The organism is Streptomyces alboflavus, assembly GCF_000716675.1.
Classification (GTDB): domain Bacteria; phylum Actinomycetota; class Actinomycetes; order Streptomycetales; family Streptomycetaceae; genus Streptomyces; species Streptomyces alboflavus.
This window is the reverse complement of record NZ_JNXT01000002.1, coordinates 90,528-108,357: the sequence shown is the minus strand read 5'-3', so window position 1 is coordinate 108,357 and position 17,830 is coordinate 90,528. Positions and strand designations below refer to the sequence as shown.

The following is a 17,830-nucleotide window of genomic DNA, read 5'->3' as shown; positions in this document are numbered from 1 at the left end:
GTTGACCAGACCTTCCAAGAAAGTCGCTCCCAACTCCCCAACTTACGCATTCTTTGCCGAACGAAGCTCTTGACTTGCTTTTCCTCACAGGCCTAGCGTTCGGGCCTCCCTACCGCTCACGTGTACGGATCGGTCCCGGCAGTTCCTGGAGGCCCACCACCATGCGCTCACTCAAGGCAGCCGCAGCCGCGGGCCTCGTGCTCGCGCTCCTCACGGGGTGCACCCGTGAGGGCGGCCGCGTCGACATGGGCCCGACCGGCGGCGTCCCGGTCGAGGGCGGCACCGCCACCATGGCCCTGCCGCCCAACGCGACCCCCAACTGGATCTTCCCGATCGGCCCGCCGGGCTATGGCGCCTCGTACAACGCGGGCATCCAGTTCCTGCTGTTCATGCCGGTGTACGACGCCGTCCTCGACAAGGACAAGGGCGGTCTCACCACGCACGGACCGAGCACGCTCGGCCTGAAGCCGACGTACTCCGACGGCAACAAGACGGTGACCGTGCCGCTGCGCAAGGGCGTGCAGTGGTCCGACGGCAAGCCGGTCACCGCCCGGGACCTGGAGTTCTGGTTCAACCTGCTCAAGGCCAACAAGGCGAACTGGGGCAGCTACTCGGTCGGCACGATGCCCGACAACGTCAAGCGCTTCGAGACGCTCGACGACCACACGGTGCGGCTGCGCCTGACCCGGGCGTACAACCCGGACTGGTTCACCGCCAACCAGCTGACGCTGATGCGGGCGCTGCCCCAGCACGCCTGGGGCGCGCAGGCCGACGGCGGCCCCGTCGGTGACTTCGACCGGACGAAGAAGGGCGCCAAGGCCGTCTTCACCCGGCTCACCCGGCACGCCAAGAGCCTCGGTTCGTACGGCTCCGACCCGCTGTGGAAGACGGTCAACGGGCCCTGGAAGCTGGCGGGCTGGCGCGACAGCGGCCAGGTCACCATCGTCCCGAACGAGAAGTTCACCGGGCCGAGGTCCCAGCGCCCGCACCTGGACAAGGTCGTCTTCAAACCCTTCACCACCGCCGACTCCGAGTACAACGTGCTGCGTTCGGGCGGTGTCGACTACGGCTACATCCCGCCGTCGGTCATGGCTCAGAAGGGGAAGTTCGAGGACAAGGGCTACCGCGTCGATCCGTGGGAGGGCTGGGCGGCGACGTACATCGTCTACAACTTCAACTCCACCCACGCCGGTCCGCTGATGCGCCAGCTCTACATCCGCCGCGCCATGCAGCACCTCGTCGACCAGAAGGCGATGAGCGACGTCATCTGGCAGGGCAGCGCGACGCCGACGCTCGGCCCGGTGCCGGTCACACCGAAGAGCCAGTACCTGTCGAAGGCGATGGAGCGCGACCGCTATCCGTTCTCCGTGGCGAAGGCCAAGTCCCTGCTCACGTCCCACGGCTGGCGCGTCGACGACGGCACCGCACGGTGCGAGCGCCCCGGCACCGGCGCCGACGAATGCGGCGCGGGCATCGAGGAGAACGACCCCCTGGAGCTGACGCTGCTCTCCCAGTCGGGCTCCACGGAGACCACGAACATGATGCAGGAGCTCAAGTCCTCGCTCTCCAAGGCCGGCATCGATCTGACGGTCCGCCAGCAGCCGCTGAACTCGGTGCTCGGCAACTCCGTCCCGTGCACGGCGAAGGACCCCGGCTGCGACTGGGACATGTCCTTCTTCGGCACCGCGGGCAGCTGGTACTACCCCCTCAACCCGAGCGGCGAGCAGCTGTTCTCGACCGGCGCCTCGGCGAACTTCGGCAACTACAGCGACAAGAAGGCCGACCGCATCATCCGCGCCGTGCAGTACTCCCCCGACATGAAGGCCGTGCACGAGTACGGCGAGTACCTGGCCGACCAGCTGCCGGTGATGTGGATGCCCAACCCCGCCTACCAGGTCTCGGTGATCCGCAACGACCTGCGGGGCATCGAGCAGAACCCGACGGTCACGTTCGCGCCGCAGGACTGGTACTACGTGAAGAAGAAGGGAGCCGACAAGTGACCGGCTTTCTGGTCAAGCGCTTCCTGCAGGCGCTCGTCGTCCTCTTCCTGGTCTCGATCATCGTCTTCGTGCTCCTGCACATGCTGCCCGGCGGCCCCGCCCGCGCGATCCTCGGCCCCAAGGGCACCCCGCAGCAGATCGAGCAGTTCAACCACCAGCAAGGGTACGACCGTTCGCTGCCGACGCAGTACTTCATGTACCTGAAGCGGCTGTTCACCGGGGACCTCGGGGACTCGTACAGACTCAACTCGCCGGTCTTCGAGCTGCTCAAGCAGCGGCTGCCGAAGACGCTGCTCCTGACGGTCCTCTCGACCGCGCTGGCCGTCGTCATCGCGGTGCCGCTCGGGCTGCTGCAGGCGGTCCGGCGCGGCAAGGCCTCGGACTACGCGCTCACCGGGCTCGCGTTCCTGCTGTACGCGACTCCGGTGTTCTTCCTCGGCCTCATCATGATCATCCTGTTCGCGCAGGTCTTCCCGGTCTTCCCGGCGGAGGCGCCGCAGGGCGAGTCGGTCGGCGAACTCCTCGGTGACTTCACGGGCCTGGTCCTGCCGGTGGTGACGATGGCGTTCGGCATCGTGGCGATGTTCAGCCGCTACATGCGCTCGGCGGTCCTGGACAACCTCACCGAGGAGTACGTCCGCACCGCCATGGCCAAGGGCCAGTCGAGCCGCCGCATCCTGGTCCGGCACGTCCTGCGCAACGCGCTCATCCCGCTCGCGACGCTGCTCGGCCTGTATCTGCCGACGCTGTTCAGCGGCGCCCTCGTCGTCGAGTCGATGTTCAACTACCCGGGCATGGGGCTGCTGTTCTGGAACGCGGCCCAGGGCTCGGACTTCCCCGTGCTGCTCGGCGTGACGCTCGTCGTCGGCATCGCCACCGTCCTCGGCTCGCTCCTCACGGACATCCTCTACGCCGTCCTCGACCCCCGGATACGGAGCGTGGCATGACCACCACGACGGCCCCGCACACCGCGCCCGGGCACGAGGAGGCCGCGCAGGCCACCCCCTCGCTGGCCCGCCGCACCCTCCAGGTCTTCACCGGCAACAAGCTCGCCCTGACCGGCGTGGTCCTGCTCGCCCTGCTCCTCGCCTTCAGCTATCTCGGCCCGCTCCTGTACGACACCGAGCAGACCCACACCGACCTGTCGCAGGCGAACCTCTCCCCCGGCACCGAAGGCCACCTCCTCGGCACCACCGACCTCGGCTACGACATGGTCGGCCGCCTCATGGTCGCGGGCCAGACGTCCCTGGAGATCGGCCTCGCGGCAGGCCTGCTCGCCACCCTCTTCGGGACCGTGTACGGCGCCGTCTCCGGCTACTTCGGCGGCTGGGTGGACGCCGCCATGATGCGGATCACGGACGCGGCGCTCGCGATCCCCGCGATGTTCCTGCTCGTCGTGGTCGCCGCGATCATCACGCCGAGCAAGGGCGTCCTCATCCTCATCATCGCGGCCGTCGCCTGGCTGTCCCCGGCACGGCTCGTGCGGGGCGAGGCCCTCTCGCTGCGCAACCGCGAGTACGTCCAGGCGATGCGGATGATGGGCGGCGGGGGCGCGCGGGCCGTCTTCAAGCACATCGTGCCGAACGCGATCGGCACCGTCATCGTGAACTGCACCTTCCAGATCGCCGACGCCATCCTCTACGTCAGCTATCTGGCGTTCCTCGGACTCTCCATCCCGCCGCCGTCGGCCGACTGGGGCTCGATGCTGTCGGCCGGCATCACGTACACGCAGAACGGCTACTGGTGGCTGATCTTCCCGCCGGGCATCGCGATCGTGCTGGTCGTCGCCGCGTTCAACTTCATCGGCGACGGGCTGCGGGACGCGTTCGAAGTACGGCTGCGCAAGTAAAGGAACTCGCCAACATGGATGACATGGAAGAGCCGGGCGGCGCCCCCGCGCCCCTGCTCCGCATCGACGACCTGCGCGTCGACATCGCCTCGCGCGACCGCACCGTGCACGCCCTCGACGGCGTCAGCCTGGAGCTCGCGCCGGGCGAGGCCCTCGGCATCGTGGGCGAGTCGGGCTGCGGCAAGACCATGACCGCCCTGAGCGTCCTCGGGCTCCTGCCGCCGGGCGGCGCCGTCACCGGCGGCCGGATCCTCTTCGACGGGCAGGACCTGGCGGCGGCGTCCGCGCCGACCCTTCAGGACGTCCGCGGGAACACCGTCGGCATGGTCTTCCAAGACCCGCTGACCTCGCTGAACCCCACGATGACCATCGGCGCGCAAGTGGCCGAGCCGCTGCTCCTGCACCGGGCGGGCATCGGCAGGAAGGAGGCGTGGGCGCGGGCCGAGGAGATGCTGCGGCTCGTCGGCATGCCGCAGCCCGCCGAGCGCATGAAGTCCTACCCGCACCAGCTGTCGGGCGGCATGCGCCAGCGCGTCGCCATCGCCATGGCCCTGGTGTGCGAGCCGAAGCTCCTCATCGCCGACGAGCCGACGACGGCGCTCGACGTCACGACGCAGCACCAGATCCTGGAACTCATCGACACCCTGCGCGAGACCCTCGGCATGGCGATGATCCTCGTCACGCACGACCTGGGCGTCATCGCCAACCGTGTCGACCGCGTCGCGGTGATGTACGCGGGCAAGGTCGCCGAACAGTCCGACGTACGCGGCCTGTTCGCACGCCCCCGCCACCGCTACACGGAAGCCCTGTTCGCGGCGCTCCCGGAGCGGGCCGCGGACCGCGGCACCGAACTGCACACCATTCCCGGGCTGCCGCCGAGCCTCACGGTGCGGCCGACGGGGTGCCGGTTCGCGCCGCGCTGCTCGTTCGCCACGGAGAAGTGCCGGGAGCGGGAGCCGGAGCTTGCGCTGTCCACGGAACCGGCACCGGAGCCGGGGGCGGAGTCGGGGGCGCGTCCGCTCGCCGAGGCTCTCGCAGGCGCGGCGGAGGAGGACACCGAGCGGCCCGGGGCGGGCCACCGCTTCGCCTGCTTCCACCCCGTGCCGTACGGCGACGCGCCCGCCGAACAGGTCGTGACGCCGCCGCCCGCCGCGGCCACCGAGCCCGGCGACGTGCTGCTCGAACTCGACGCGCTGGTCAAGGAGTTCCCGCTCACCGGCGGCCCGTTCGCGCGGCGCCGGGGCACGGTGAGCGCGGTCGGCGGGGTCTCGCTGAGCGTCCGCAGGGGCGAGACGTACGGCCTGGTCGGCGAGTCCGGGTGCGGCAAGACGACGCTGGGCCGGATCGTGGCGGGCCTGGAGGAGCCGACGGGGGGCACGGTCCGCTTCGACGGCCGCGACCTGTCCGGGCTCTCCCGTGCGGAGCGCCGCGCGCACCGGCGCCGCATCCAGCTGATGTTCCAGGACTCGACGGCGGCAATGGACCCGCGGATGCGGGTCGGTGAGATCCTGCGCGAGCCACTGGTCATCCAGGGCGTCGGCACCCGAGCCGACCAGGAGCGCCTCACGGCCGAACTCCTCGACGCCGTGGGCCTGCCGCGCGGCGCCGTGCACCGCTACCCGCACGAGTTCTCCGGCGGCCAACGCCAACGCCTCGGCCTGGCACGGGCGTTGACGCTCTCACCGGACCTGGTCGTGGCGGACGAACCGGTGTCGGCGCTCGACGTGTCGGTGCAGGCGCAGATCCTCAACCTCATGCGGGAGCTCCAGCGCGAGCGCGGTCTGACGTATCTGTTCATCTCCCACGACCTGGCCGTCATCCGCCACCTCGCCGACACCGTGGGCGTCATGTACCTCGGCAGACTCGTGGAGTCGGGCCCGGCCGAGCAGGTGTACGCCCACCCGCTGCACCCCTATACGCGCGGCCTCCTCGACACGGTGAACGTGCCCGACCCGGCCGCCGCGTCCGGCGGGGACCGCGAGCCGCTGCGCGGTGAGACGCCGTCCGCGGCGAAGCCCCCGTCCGGCTGCCGCTTCCGCACCCGCTGTCCGTTCGCCGAGGAGGTCTGCGCGAGCACGGAACCACCGGTCAGCACACCGAACGGGGCGGGGCATCAGGTCGCGTGCCACTTCCCCCTGGCCGCGACTCGGCTAGCGTCGGCGGTATGAACGAGGTGGCGAGTACACGGGCGGACCCCGGGAACGGCGGCTCCGCCCTGGCCGCGGCACTGGCACGGGGGCCGCTGGTTCTCGACGGCGGCCTGTCCAACCAGCTTCAGGCCGCGGGCCACGACCTGTCCGACGACCTGTGGTCGGCGCGGCTGCTCGCGGAACGGCCCGACGCGGTGCGGGCGGCGCACCGGGCGTACTACGAGGCGGGCGCCGACGTCGTGACCACGGCGAGCTACCAGGCCACGTTCGAGGGCTTCGCGCGGCACGGCATCGACGCGGTCAGCACCGCCGAGCTGCTGCGTCTGAGCGTCACCCTCGCGCGCGAGGCGGCGGCGCTCACCGCGGCGGAGCGCCCCCTGTGGGTGGCGGCGTCGGCGGGCCCCTACGGCGCGATGCTCGCCGACGGCTCGGAGTACCGCGGCCGCTACGGCCTGGGCGTCGCCGACCTGGAGCGCTTCCACCGCCCCCGCCTGGAGGTGCTCTCCGACGCGGCGCCCGACGTCCTCGCCCTGGAGACCGTCCCCGACCTCGACGAGGCCCGTGCCCTGCTGCGCGCCGTACGGGGCCTCGGCGTGCCCGCGTGGCTGTCGTTCACCGTCACCGGCGACCGCACCCGCGCCGGACAGCCCCTCGCCGAGGCCTTCGCGCTGGCGGCGGACGCCGACGAGGTCATCGCGGTGGGCGTCAACTGCTGCGACCCGCGCGACGCGGACACCGCCGTCCCGCTGGCCGCCCGCGTGACGGGCAAGCCGGTCGTGGTCTACCCCAACTCGGGCGAGTCCTGGGACGCGGCGAGCCGCACCTGGCAGGGCCCGACCCGGTTCGCGCCCCGGCAGGCGAGCGCCTGGCGCGACGCGGGGGCGCGGCTCGTCGGGGGGTGCTGCCGGGTGGGTCCGGAGGCGATCGCGAAGGTGGCTGAGGAACTGCGCGGCTGAGGGCGCGGTGCTCGCTCAGGCAGCTCGCGAACGATCGTTCGCGCACCCGCCCCGTCGTCCCGACCCACACTCTGACCTGCGGAGAAACGCGTCGAGGCGTCATTGTCAGTGGTGGGGTGCAGACTGAGCGGTACCTGAGACAACGCCGTCCGAAAGGTGTCAGTCATGGCTGACGTCCTGCTCACCGTTGGTACGCGCAAGGGCCTGTTCGTCGGGCGCCGCACGCACGGCACATGGCAGTTCGACGAGGCTCCCTACTTCAACGCCCAGGCGATCTACTCGATCGCGATCGACACCCGCACACCGAACCCACGCCTGCTCGTCGGCGGCGACAGCGCCCACTGGGGGCCTTCGGTGTTCCACTCCGACGACCTCGGGCGCACGTGGACCGAGCCGAAGAAGGCCGCCGTCAAGTTCCCCAAGGACACCGGGGCCTCCCTGGAGCGGGTGTGGCAGCTGCACCCGGCGGCGGCCGAGCCGGACGTGGTGTACGCGGGCACGGAACCGGCCGCGCTCTACCGCTCCGAGGACAGGGGCGAGTCCTTCGATCTTGTCAGGCCCCTGTGGGAGCATCCGTCCCGCTCGCAGTGGCAGCCGGGAGGCGGCGGCGAGGGCCTGCACACGATCCTCACCGACGCCCGTGACCCGGCCGCCGTGACCGTCGCGGTGTCCACGGCGGGCGTGTTCCGCACCGAGGACGGCGGCGCGAGCTGGCAGCCGTCCAACTCCGGGGTGTCGGCGGTGTTCCTGCCCGACCCGAACCCGGAGTTCGGCCAGTGCGTGCACAAGGTCGCCAAGGACGCCGCCGACCCGGACCGGCTGTATCTGCAGAACCACTGGGGGGTGTATCGCAGCGACGACGGCGGCGTCCACTGGACGGACATCGGCGAGGGCCTGCCCTCCGACTTCGGCTTCGCGGCGGTCGCCCACCCGCACCGCGGCGACACGGCGTACGTCTTCCCGATCACCGCGGACGCGGACCGGGTCCCGGCCGACCGGCGCTGTCGTGTCTACCGCACGGCGGACGCGGGCAAGAGCTGGGAGCCGCTGAGCGCGGGCCTGCCGCAGGGCGACCACTTCGGCGTGGTCCTTCGGGACGCCATGTGCACCGACGGCGCCGACCCGGCGGGCCTGTACTTCGGCAACCGCAACGGCGAGGTGTACGCGTCCGCGGACGACGGGGACTCCTGGCAGGAGCTGGCCTCGCACCTGCCGGACGTGCTGTGCGTCCGCGCGGCGGTCGTCGGGTGACCCGGGCCGCAGCCCATGCCGGTCGAGCCGCGGTGGCCTCCGCCGACCGGGCTGCGGCGGGCCCCGCCCACGAGGTGACGGTCGGCTGCTCCGCGAGCTTCGGCCATCGGTTGATCGCCGCCGCGTGTACGGCAGTAGAGTGACGCTCCGTGGCACCACGACCCTTGCATGAAATCGTCGAAGCCGGCTGGGCCAAGGCCCTGGAGCCGGTGGCCGAACAGATCGCCTCCATGGGGGACTTCCTGCGCGCCGAGATCGCCGCGGGACGCACGTACCTCCCCTCGGGACCGAATGTGCTGCGCGCCTTCCAGCAGCCGTTCGACGAGGTGCGCGTCCTGATCGTCGGCCAGGATCCCTACCCCACGCCCGGGCACGCGGTGGGCCTGTCCTTCTCGGTGGCACCCGACGTCAGACCGCTGCCCGGCAGCCTCATCAACATCTACCGTGAACTGCACAGCGACCTGGGCCTGCCCCAGCCGTCCAACGGCGACCTGACGCCCTGGACGCAGCAGGGCGTGCTGCTGCTCAACAGGGCGCTGACGACGGCCCCGCGCAAGCCCGCCGCGCACCGCGGCAAGGGCTGGGAGGAAGTCACCGAGCAGGCGATCCGGGCGCTCGCCGCGCGCGGCCGTCCGCTGGTGTCGATCCTCTGGGGCCGGGACGCCCGCAATCTGCGGCCGCTGCTCGGCCAGTTGCCGTCGGTGGAGTCCTCGCACCCCTCACCGATGTCGGCGGACCGCGGCTTCTTCGGTTCGCGGCCGTTCAGCCGCGCCAACGACCTCCTGGAGCGGCAGGGCGCGCAGCCGGTGGACTGGCGGCTGCCGTGACCGGGCTCCCGGTCGTGCTGGGCGTCGACTCCGGCGGCTCGGGGCTGCGGGCCGCCCTGGGTGTCCCGGACGGGCTGCGCGCCCCGGCTCCGGTGCGCTCGGCGGAGCCGGTGCGGACCGGCCCGCGCGGCGTCGACGCCGCGCACATGCGGGAGCAACTGGAGCCGATGGTGCGGCAGTTGCTGGCCGATGTGGGCGGCGGGCGGCTCGTCGCGGTCGCCGTCGGGGCCGCGGGGATGGCGACGCTCGGCGACGACCTGCGGGACCGCCTGCCGTCGGCGCTCGCGGAGTTGTTCGGGGTGCGGCGCGTGGCCCTCGCCGCCGACGCCGTCACCGCGTACGCGGGCGCGCTCGGCCAGCGGCCCGGGGCCGTCGTCGCCGCGGGCACCGGCCTCATCGGCATCGGCACGGACCTCACGGCGTGGCGGCGGACCGACGGCTGGGGGCATCTGCTCGGCGACTGCGGCGGCGGCGCGTGGATCGGCCGTGCCGGGCTCGAGGCGGCGATGCGGGACTTCGACGGGCGCCGGGGCGGTTCGGCGGCGCTGCGCGCCCGGGCGGAGGAGATGTTCGGCCGCCCGCTGTCGGGGCTGCCGGGGCAGCTGTATCCGCGCCCGGACCGCACGGCCGTGCTCGCCGCGTTCGCGCCCGAGGTGGGGCGGTGCGCGGCGGACGGCGATCCGGTGGCGGTGCGGGTGCTGCGGGAGGCGGGCGGGCACATCGCGGACACGGCAGCTGCGGCCTGTCCGCCGGACGGGGCCTGCGAAGTCGCCCTGACCGGCGGCCTGCTGAAGCTCGGGGACGTGCTCCTCGACCCGCTGGAGGCACAACTGACGGAGCGTCTCCCGCACGCCCGCCGGGTCGCCGCCGCGGGCGACCCCCTCGACGGTGCCGTCCGGATAGCGGCCGGCCTCGCGGCGGACACCCTCAAGCTCCCTCGCGACCCGCACCTGTTGTACGTCGCGGAGTGACACCTTGAGCGTCGCGGAGTGACACCTTGTACGTCGCGGAGTGACGCCGCCGCCGTCCCGCACGCGTTCGTACGCGCCGTAACGCGGCGCGTACGTCGCGCAGTCACGCGTCCGGGACGGCACAAGACCACCGACACCCCCTGTTCGACGGGCCGGACAGCGTACGGGAAGTCCTCTCCACGCAATCCCCGCACTCTGCACACGGTCCCCAAGCCCTCCTGGCGCCTCACGTCCCCCAACTCACCCGACAAAGCGGACTAATACCACTGAGCCGCACCCTCCCCGAACAGGGAAACCCCCAAAGCCAGTAGCATGCGGCGCCATGAGCTCCCCCACTGGGCCCGCATCCGGCCTGCCCGTACGAATGCCGCGCCCCCGTCAGCCGGGCCGGCACCGCCGCCCGGAGCCCGTCGCGGCTCCCGAGGGCGCCCCCGCGCTCGTCCTCGCCGTGCCGGGCGTCCCCAGCGCCGCCACCCGCGGCATCGCCGAGGAAGTCGTCTCGATCGCGCGCTCCGAGCTGCCCGGTCTCGACGCCAGGATCGGTTACGTCGACGGGACGGACGCCGACGCCGGCCCGTCGGCCGAGTTCCCCACGCTGCAGGCCGTGCTCGCGCACACCGCCGCCGAGCGCACCGCCCGCTACGAGCAGGCGCTGGCCGCCGGCGTCGAGGACGCCCGCCGCCCCGAAGGTCCCGTCGCCGTCGTGGTGCCCCTGCTCGCGGGCCCCGACAACGCGCTGATGCGCCGCGTCCGCCAGGCCGTCATGGACAGCCGCGCCGCCGCCGAGCTGACCGACGTCCTCGGCCCGCACCCGCTGCTCGCCGAGGGCCTGCACGTGCGGCTCTCCGAGGCGGGCCTGGCCCGCGCCGACCGGGCCCGGCTGTTCACGGTCGCGACCGCGGCGGACGGCATCGTCCTCGCCACGGTCGGCGGCGAGGAGGCCGTGCAGGCCGCCGGGATCACCGGCATGCTGCTCGCGGCGCGCCTCGCGGTGCCGGTGATGGCCGCCGCCCTGGACGAGGAGGGCTCGGTCGCGGCGATCACGGAGCAGCTGCGCGGCTCCGGCTCGGCCCAGCTGGCCCTCGCCCCGTACCTGATCGGCCCGGAGGTCGACGCGAGCCTCCTGGACGCGGCCGCCAAGGAGGCGGGATGCGCCGTCGCCGAGCCGCTCGGCGCGTACCCGGCGATCGGCAAGCTGGCCCTGTCCAAGTACACGACGGCGCTGGGCATCACCCCGCAGCAGCCGTCGGGCGCGCCGGTGCACTGACACGCGGTACGCGACAGCACCACCCGCACGACACGACGTCGATGGGCCCGCCCCCGAGTTCGGGGGCGGGCCCCTTCGCGTACGGCGAGTGTCTGGACCACCGGCGGCCCCGGTGGCTCGGCCGATGCAGGCGGCTCAGCCGAAGACGACGCAGCTCGCCGCGGGCACGTCGATCGCACCGGCGCGGCTCGGCAGGCCCGTCTCGGCGTCCAGGGTGAACCAGGTGACGTCCCCGGAGTGCTCGTTGGCGGCGTACAGAAAGCGCCCTGAGGGGTCAATGGCCAGGTCACGGGGCCAGGAGCCACCGCAGGCCACGGAGGCCGTCAGACGGGCGCCGGTGCCCTCGGCGTCGAGCGCGAACACGGAGATGACGTCCACGCCGCGGGTCGCGGTCCACAGGAAGCGGCCGTCGGGCGCGACGACGACCTCGGAGGGGTAGGCGTCACCGTCGGGCTCGGCGGGCAGCACGGGGGTCTCGGCGAGCGGGTCGAGGGTGCCGTCGGCGGGGTTCCAGGAGCACACGGTGAGGGTCGGCGTGAGTTCGTTCAGGACGTAGGCGACGCGGCCGCCGGGGTGGAAGGCGAGGTGGCGCGGCCCGGTGCCGGGGCGCAGCGCGACCTCGTGGCGCACGGTGAGGCCGGTCGGGCCCGGCTCGCAGACCCGCACGGAGTCGGTGCCGAGGTCGACGCTCAGCAGCCAGCGGCCGCCGGGGTCGGGCAGGACCTGGTGGGCGTGCGGGCCCTCCTGGCGGGCCGGGTCGGGCCCCGAGCCCTTGTGCTCCAGGACGCCCGCCGGGGCGGGGGCGAGGCTTCCGTCGGCGGCCACGGGCACGCTGGTGACGCTGCCGGAGCCGTAGTTGGCGGTGTGCACGTGTCCGTCCTGGACGGCGAGGTGGGTGGGGCCCGCGCCCCGCACGGGCACGGGCGCGCCGACCGGCCGGACGGCGTCCCCGGCCGTGCGGAAGGCGGCGACGGCGCCGTCGGGGGTCTCGCTCACGGCGTAGAGCGTGGCACCGTCCGGCGACAGCGCCAGGTACGAGGGGTCGGGCACGGCGTCCGTCACGCCGAGCACGGTCGGCGCGCCGGTGTCGGCGTCGACCGTCGCGGTGACGATGCCAGGACCTCCCCCCTGCGTGAAGGATCCGATGTACGCCCGCCGTGCCTGCCCGCCGCCCACTGTCTGCCCCTCTCGGCTCGCCCCTGGGCCCCGCGCCGGGGCGGCGCCCATGGGGCGACGCTAGCAGCTGGTCTGGACCAGTGGGGCGAATGGACCGCCGCCAGGCCTCTCAGGCCGTCAGACCCTCAGGCGCTCAGGCGCTCAGGCCCCGATCAGCGGCGTGCGCGGCGAGCTGCGCACCGGCGTAGCGAGTTCGAGCAGTGCCCGCTCCAGGCCGTGCAGATGCGCGAGGGCCGGTTCGAGGGCCCCGGCGTGCTTGACGGCGGCGGGGGCGGCGGGGGCCGTGAGCGCTTCCTCCGAGGCGATCAGCGCCTCGACGGCGGCCTCGACCCGCGCGCAGGCGGCGGCGAGCCGGTCGTCGCAGGAGGCCACCGGGTCGGTTGCGATGGCCGTGAGGCTGCGGACCTGGTCGGCGCACTCGTCCAGGAGCGCGATGACCTGACGTGCGCGGACGCGCCGGGCACGCAGCGGGCTGAGGGGGTGCACCAGCGGGGCGAGCGAGAGCCGCACCCGGCCGAGGATCACTTCGAGGTCGGCGATGTGCGGGGCCGGGTCGGCCGTCGTGGAGCCCGACAGGCGGGCCGCGGCCTCCCGGGTGCAGGCGTGCACGGTGCGGACGGCGCGCTCGATCCAGGCGTTGGTCGTGGCGTGGGTGGTGACCGGCAGGACGAGCAGGACGGCGAGCACCGCGCCGAGCGCACCGGCCCCGGTCTCCAGGAGGCGCAGGGCGAGCAGCCCCGGGTCGAGGACGCCGAGCAGGCCGTAGAGGCCGCCCGCCATCACGGTCACGGCCAGCATCATCCAGGTGTACGAGACGGCGGCCGTGTAGAAGATCCCGAAGACGCAGACGGCGACGATCACGGCGGTCGGCACGAGGGCGCCGTGCAGCGGCAGCACGACGACGACGCCCACGGCGATGCCGATCAGCGTGCCGAGCACCCGGCGGAAGCCGCGGACCAGCGTCTCGCCCCGCGACACCGTGTTCACGAAGATCCACCAGGTGGCGCCGATCGCCCAGTACCAGCGGTCCCCGGACAGCGCGTGCCCGATGACGAGGGCGACGCCGCCGCCGAGGGTGGCCTGGACGGCCTGGCGGGTGGTGGCGCGCGCGAGGCCCCGGCGCGCGGCGAGGGCCGGCACCGTGGCGGGCGGCAGCCGTCGTTCGTAGCACCACAGGCCGAAGCGGACCGTGGACGAGGCGAGCAGGGCGATGCCGATGGCCTCGTACAGGGAGGGCAGTTGCGGCAGCTCGGTGTGCAGGAACTGGGCCGCGAAGAAGGTCATGAACGCGAAGACGCCGAGCGAGTGGCCGCGCGGCCCCCAACGGCGCGCGTACACCCCGGCGCCCATGACGGCCAGGAACGCGAGGTCGCGCAGCACGGGGTAGTCGTGCAGGAGAGCGGCGAGGGCGAGGACGGGGAAGCCCACGGCGGGCAGCAGCGCGGTGGTGACGGCCTGGCCGCGCACCGTCGTGTCGGTGACGGTGAACAGCGCGAGCAGTGCGGCGAGACCGGCGATGATGGCCGCGACGAGCGTGTGCCCGACGAGGGCGCAGAGGGTGACCGCAAGGGAGATGCCGAGGACGGCCCGGGTCGCGAAGCGCAGCCTCAGCCGCCCCGGATCCGGTGCCACGAACATCGACCTCAGCACAGCTTTGCCCACCCCTCGACGGTCCCGGCGGTCGCGGCGCGCGGCCACGGCGGACCCGGCGCGTCTCGCGATCCGCAGGACGGGAATCGCGCGCGACATGAATGACATGAAGAAGGCGCCGCGGAATCCCGCAGCGCCATCGACGGATCCATCTCACCATTCGGGAGCCCGGTGGCTCAACCGGGACGCTCAGCACTGGGCCATTGGCCCAGCCGGAGGCCCGCAGGGCGGTGCGTCGGCGGGCCAACGGGCCACACCGACGCCGCCTGCGGGCTTCACGTGCCGCGGTGCTCTCAGGTGCCGAGGCGCTCTCAGGTGCCGGGCTTGCGGCCGTAGACGAAGACGTCGTCGCCCTTGCGCAGCATGTTCCAGTACTTGGTGGCGTCCTTCTTGGTCATGTTCACGCAGCCGTGCGAGCCGGGCGGGGACCAGACGCTGATGCCGACCGAGTGGAAGGCCTGGCCGCCGTCGAAGAACTGGCTGTAGGGCATCGGCACGTGGTAAATGCTCGAAATGTGGTCGATGTCCCGCCAGTAGACCTTCTTCAGGCCGGTGCGGGTCTCGTGGCCGTTGCGTCCCGTGCGCACCGGCACCGGCCCGTACTTGAGGGTCTTGCCGTCCTGGATCCAGCTGAGCTGCCGGGTCAGGTCGACGCAGGCGATGCGGCCCTTGTTGACCGGGCACTTGCCCGCCTTGTTCGGGTTGCTGCCCGCGGCCTTCTGCTTGTTCATCAGGCTCATGACGCCCCAGGTCACGGAGCCCGCGTAACCGGCGTTGGGGCTGATGCCGTGCTTGGTCTGGAAGGCCTTGATGGCCTTGCAGTCGGCGCTCGACTGCCTGCCGTCCACCGAGCGGCCCAGGAACTTCTCGACCTGCTTCTGGTACGGCCCGGCCTGCGCCGAGCACGTCGCGGCCTGTGCGGTGGTGCTCCCCAGGGCCACCGTGAGCGGGGCCACCAGCGCGGTGATCCCCAGGGCGACGACGGCTCGTCTGTGTATGTCCCCCACTGCGGTCCACTCCTCGTTCGTCTTCGTACGCGCCATACGTGTGCGTTGCGCGTTTTACGACAGCTAGACCGCGGACGGGGCCGACTCGTTGCAGGGGGAAGTGAAACAGGTGCGTAACAGCGCGACGGCACCGCGCACGGATCCGCGCCGCGCGCCCCGGCGGGCCGACGGCCGGCGCCTCGCGGGTTCCGCCGTGCCATTGGTACGGTCGCGGTGATCGACTCGCGCACCCGGGAGACCCGCACCATGGCCGTCGACGAACTCGACACCCGCATCCTGCGGCTCCTCCTGGAGCAGCCGCGCACGAGCGTGCGGGAGTACGCGCGCGTCCTCGGCGTCGCGCGCGGCACCCTCCAGGCCCGCCTGGACCGGCTCGAACGCGAGGGCGTCATCACCGGCACCGGCCCGAAGCTCTCCCCCGCCGCGCTCGGCCACCCGGTGCTCGCCTTCGTGCACATCGAGGTCACCCAGGGGCGCCTCGACGAGGTCGGGGACGCGCTCGCGGCCGTGCCGGAGATCATCGAGGCGTTCTCGATGACGGGCGGCGGCGATCTGCTGACCCGGGTGGTGGCGCGGGACAACGGCCACCTGGAGGACGTCGTCCAGCGTCTGATCCAGCTGCCGGGCGTGGTGCGTACGCGGACGGAGATGGCGCTGCGCGAGCGCGTGCCGCACCGGCTGCTGCCGCTGGTGGAGTCGGTGGGCCGGGCGGCCGCGGAGAGGTAGCCGGATGGCAGTGCCGGGACAGTTGGCATGCTGGGGTGCATGAGCGCCCTGAACCACACCTCGGTCATCTTCGATCTCGACGGCACCCTCGTGGACAGCGAGCCGAACTATTTCGAAGCGGGCCGTCAGCTTCTCGCCGCCCACGGCGTCACCGGCTTCACCTGGGCCGACCACGAGAGGTACGTCGGCATCTCCACCCGCGAGACCCTCGCCGACTGGCGGGAGCGGTACGGCCTGACCGCGCCGCTCGCCGACCTGATCGCGGAGAAGAACCACCGCTATCTGGAGCTGGCCCGCGCCTCCACCCGTGTGTACCCGCAGATGCGGGAGTTCGTGGAGCGGCTGTCCGACGCCGGGGTGCCGATGGCGGTGGCGTCGGGGTCCTCGCGCGCCGCCATCGAGGCGATCCTCGCGGGCACCGGTCTGGACGCCCACCTCAAGACACTCGTCTCGGCGGACGAGGTCGACCACGGCAAGCCCGCACCCGACGTGTTCCTCGCGGCCGCCGCGCTCCTCGGCGCGGAGCCCGCCGACTGCGTGGTCCTGGAGGACGCCGCTCCGGGCGCGCTCGCCGCGCGGGCCGCGGGCATGCGGTGCGTCGCGATCCCGTATGTCGCGGCGCAGGCCGACGACCCGGCGTTCGCGGCGGCGGATCTGCTGCTGCGCGGCGGTCAGGAGGAGTTCACGGCGCGGGCCGCGCTTGACTGGCTGGCTTCGGGAGCACCGGGGACGTCGACCGCCTGACGGCCATCAGCTCGCACACACGTCTGGGCGGCCGGGTGGGTGTCGCGGCGCTGCCGTGTGGCCGGATCGCCGGAGTCGGTACACGGTGATCAGTACGAGGTGTTGTCACGACCGCCACGGGTACCTGCGAACGCACGTCCAGAAGGATCCGGACGGACCAGCGGGACCAGCCGGGACCCGCCGGATCAGAGGGAACACCACGAGGAACGGAGGCACGACCGTGAGCGAGCAGAATCCCCCGTCGGCCGGCGAGGACGGCCCGCCGGTGCCGCGCGACCTGCCCGACCAGCAGGCCTCGGACGAGGAGGACCGCTGGGACCCGGACGACGACGCGGCACGGACCGGCAACGCCCCCGACGCGGACGACGACGTGCCCGACACCGACGAGGCGGGCACGGGCAGGCGCGGCGCCCCGCACGCACACGGCCCCGGACCCGACCGGCCTGTGCCGGACGAGCCCACGGGCTAGGGCAGTCCGGCAACGACCACACGGACACACGTGAGCAACGAGAAATGGGTGATCGGCAGTGAACGGAACGGGGCTGTCCTCGGCGCAGGTCACGGTGGAACTCAGTGACTGCTCCGCGCAGGACGCGGCGGCGGTCTTCGACGTCCTGCGGACCGCCTTCCCGCAGGACGCGGCGGCCGACGGGGCCGCCGTGTCGCCCCCGGGCGCGGGCGGCGGAGCGACGGTCTGGACGGAGACCTTCGCCATCTCGGGCGCCGGCAGAGCGGTCCCGTCGGGTGCGGCGGGCACGCTGACGCGGCCGGTGTCCGCCGACGTCCAGGGCGGCTATCTGGCGGTCGATCAACTGCGGGCCTTCCTGGCCTCCGTGTTCGCCGTGAGCGGCGAGGGCGCGGCCTTCGGAGACCAGGAGAAGGACGTTCATCTGTGCCTGGCGAACCGCTAGGCCGCCGCGGGCCGGGGCGGTTCGCGCCTGTCGTCACACGAGGTGCGGCAGTCCCAGGTTGTTGATCAGCGGGCCCTCGATGCTGATGCCCTCCGTGATCAAGGACTCCGGGGCGGGCAGCGGCGGCAGCGGGCTCGCCGGCGCCGGGCTCGCCACCGCGGCGGCGGGTGCTGTCGTGACGGCGACGGCCGGTGTGGCGAGCGCGGTCATCGCGGCGAAAGCTCCGGCTACGAGGACGACGGAACGGCGCATGGAACCACCTTGCTTCTCTTCGGTGTTGGATCTTCGGGACGGGTCCCGAAGATCCTGAGCGCCGACATGGCTGCCCGCACCGGCCCGCCGCCA

Annotated in this window: 17 protein-coding genes; 13 read left to right on the top strand and 4 right to left on the bottom strand. The window is 72.8% G+C overall.

Translation table 11 applies throughout. From position 1 onward, the window contains the following. The first annotated feature begins 161 nt into the window (after positions 1–161). From OO63_RS02000 to OO63_RS01960, 9 genes are all read left to right on the top strand, one after another. Positions 162–2,000: a peptide ABC transporter substrate-binding protein gene (locus tag OO63_RS02000; RefSeq protein WP_030356954.1), complete on the top strand. Its 1,839-nt coding sequence runs from the start codon at positions 162–164 to the stop codon at positions 1,998–2,000. Further along, the gene (locus tag OO63_RS01995) at positions 1,997–2,947 is read left to right on the top strand and encodes an ABC transporter permease (RefSeq protein WP_030356955.1); all 951 of its coding nucleotides are present in this window, start codon (positions 1,997–1,999) and stop codon (positions 2,945–2,947) included. Before OO63_RS02000 ends, OO63_RS01995 begins: the two co-directional genes overlap by 4 nt. Then, on the top strand, positions 2,944–3,849 hold the full coding sequence (locus tag OO63_RS01990) for an ABC transporter permease (RefSeq protein WP_030356956.1): 906 nt from the start codon (positions 2,944–2,946) through the stop codon (positions 3,847–3,849). The genes OO63_RS01995 and OO63_RS01990 overlap by 4 nt, the downstream gene beginning before the upstream one ends. A 14-nt stretch (positions 3,850–3,863) precedes the next feature. Beyond that, entirely contained in the window at positions 3,864–6,017 is a 2,154-nt protein-coding gene (locus OO63_RS01985) for an ABC transporter ATP-binding protein (RefSeq protein WP_051810441.1), read from the top strand. After that, positions 6,014–6,955, top strand: coding sequence for a homocysteine S-methyltransferase (gene mmuM / locus OO63_RS01980; RefSeq protein ID WP_030356958.1), 942 nt, complete (start codon positions 6,014–6,016; stop codon positions 6,953–6,955). The genes OO63_RS01985 and mmuM overlap by 4 nt, the downstream gene beginning before the upstream one ends. Before the next feature lie 165 nt (positions 6,956–7,120). After that, a complete protein-coding gene (locus OO63_RS01975) occupies positions 7,121–8,206 on the top strand; it encodes a WD40/YVTN/BNR-like repeat-containing protein (protein WP_030356959.1) in 1,086 nt (361 codons plus the stop codon). Between the two features lie 149 nt (positions 8,207–8,355). Beyond that, a complete protein-coding gene (locus tag OO63_RS01970; RefSeq protein WP_030356960.1) occupies positions 8,356–9,033 on the top strand; it encodes a uracil-DNA glycosylase in 678 nt (225 codons plus the stop codon). Beyond that, positions 9,030–10,004: an N-acetylglucosamine kinase gene (locus OO63_RS01965; protein WP_030356961.1), complete on the top strand. Its 975-nt coding sequence runs from the start codon at positions 9,030–9,032 to the stop codon at positions 10,002–10,004. Before OO63_RS01970 ends, OO63_RS01965 begins: the two co-directional genes overlap by 4 nt. Before the next feature lie 322 nt (positions 10,005–10,326). Then, positions 10,327–11,271 (top strand): sirohydrochlorin chelatase, encoded by a 945-nt coding sequence (locus OO63_RS01960; protein WP_078618778.1) that lies wholly within the window; start codon positions 10,327–10,329, stop codon positions 11,269–11,271. Positions 11,272–11,406: 135 nt separating this feature from the next. On the opposite strand, the gene OO63_RS01955 is transcribed toward OO63_RS01960, so the two are convergent. The 3 genes from OO63_RS01955 to OO63_RS01945 form a co-directional block, all read right to left on the bottom strand. Beyond that, positions 11,407–12,498 (bottom strand): lactonase family protein, encoded by a 1,092-nt coding sequence (locus tag OO63_RS01955; RefSeq protein WP_051810440.1) that lies wholly within the window; start codon positions 12,496–12,498, stop codon positions 11,407–11,409. Positions 12,499–12,588: 90 nt separating this feature from the next. Further along, positions 12,589–14,097, bottom strand: a complete 1,509-nt coding sequence (locus OO63_RS01950) for an FUSC family protein (protein ID WP_030356964.1) — start codon at positions 14,095–14,097, stop codon at positions 12,589–12,591. 311 nt (positions 14,098–14,408) lie between these two features. Next, positions 14,409–15,104: a L,D-transpeptidase family protein gene (locus tag OO63_RS01945; protein ID WP_030356965.1), complete on the bottom strand. Its 696-nt coding sequence runs from the start codon at positions 15,102–15,104 to the stop codon at positions 14,409–14,411. 246 nt (positions 15,105–15,350) lie between these two features. Here OO63_RS01945 and OO63_RS01940 point away from each other — a divergent pair, with 246 nt between their 5' ends. The 4 genes from OO63_RS01940 (at position 15,351) to OO63_RS01925 (ending at position 17,485) form a co-directional block, all read left to right on the top strand. Next, complete coding sequence (locus tag OO63_RS01940) at positions 15,351–15,830, top strand: Lrp/AsnC family transcriptional regulator (RefSeq protein WP_030356966.1); 480 nt, start codon at positions 15,351–15,353, stop codon at positions 15,828–15,830. Between the two features lie 39 nt (positions 15,831–15,869). After that, positions 15,870–16,574, top strand: a complete 705-nt coding sequence (locus OO63_RS01935; protein ID WP_030356967.1) for an HAD family hydrolase — start codon at positions 15,870–15,872, stop codon at positions 16,572–16,574. Positions 16,575–16,794: 220 nt separating this feature from the next. Continuing rightward, complete coding sequence (locus OO63_RS01930) at positions 16,795–17,043, top strand: hypothetical protein (protein WP_030356968.1); 249 nt, start codon at positions 16,795–16,797, stop codon at positions 17,041–17,043. A 58-nt stretch (positions 17,044–17,101) separates the two neighbouring features. Continuing rightward, positions 17,102–17,485 (top strand): hypothetical protein, encoded by a 384-nt coding sequence (locus OO63_RS01925; RefSeq protein ID WP_030356969.1) that lies wholly within the window; start codon positions 17,102–17,104, stop codon positions 17,483–17,485. A 33-nt stretch (positions 17,486–17,518) separates the two neighbouring features. On the opposite strand, the gene OO63_RS01920 is transcribed toward OO63_RS01925, so the two are convergent. Further along, positions 17,519–17,737 carry a hypothetical protein gene (locus OO63_RS01920; RefSeq protein ID WP_030356970.1) on the bottom strand — a complete coding sequence of 73 codons (219 nt, stop codon included), beginning with the start codon at positions 17,735–17,737 and terminating at the stop codon, positions 17,519–17,521. Positions 17,738–17,830: the final 93 nt, after the last annotated feature.